Genomic DNA, 682 nt, shown 5'->3' with positions numbered 1-682 from the left:
GCATCGTCGCTCCGATGTTCCAAAGCGACAAAACTAAAGCTCGACCTTCAGGCTGTTGTAAGATGTCTGATAATTTGAAAACAAAAAGAAAATCAAAAGTCATATTGACTTTTGTAAATGTTATATTATATAATAATTCCGTAAACACGTGTTTATAAGATTGTGTTATAAAGATTCTTAATAACATATTGCTTTTAAAAATAATAGCATAATATAGTGTTAAAAAATATGGCACTTCTTTGCATGGTAAGATTTAAAAAAAGTACAGGCGTAATACCGAGATATGACTTGAAAAATAGAGAACAGAATAAAATAATTTTTTGTAGCAGGTGAGGGCTTCTTTTGTTGAAATATAAGGAAATTTGTATTATAATTAGAGAAACACGAATTTATAATTATCTCTTAATAAGGAGTAAGGTGCATGAATAGCAAGGATATTGCAAGGATTGCAGGTGTTTCACGTAGTACAGTTTCAAGAGTAATAAATAATTATCCGAATGTTCCGCCTGAGACTAAAGAAAAGGTCTTAAAAGTTATCAGGGAATATAATTATGTTCCTCACGCTTCAGCAAGGATGCTTAGAGGAAAAAGTTCAAAAACTATTGGATTGGTGATAGTTGATTTAAAGAAAAGGCTCTTTGTCAATAGTTGGGGTGGGTATTTTTTCTGAATGCCCACCTTT

At 31.4% G+C, this 682-nt stretch carries 1 pseudogene; it reads left to right on the top strand.

Going from position 1 to position 682, the window contains the following annotated elements:
* Nucleotides 1-421: 421 nt before the first annotated feature.
* Nucleotides 422-631, top strand: a pseudogene (locus I4N53_RS05605) (LacI family DNA-binding transcriptional regulator); the annotation flags it as partial.
* Between the last annotated feature and the right edge of the window lie 51 nt (nt 632-682).

The sequence above is a fragment of the Thermoanaerobacter sp. CM-CNRG TB177 genome (assembly GCF_018588165.1).
In the GTDB taxonomy this organism is placed as follows: Bacteria; Bacillota; Thermoanaerobacteria; order Thermoanaerobacterales; family Thermoanaerobacteraceae; genus Thermoanaerobacter; species Thermoanaerobacter thermocopriae.
Note: the sequence above shows the minus strand (reverse complement) of the source record. Positions and strands in the feature narration are given on the sequence as shown.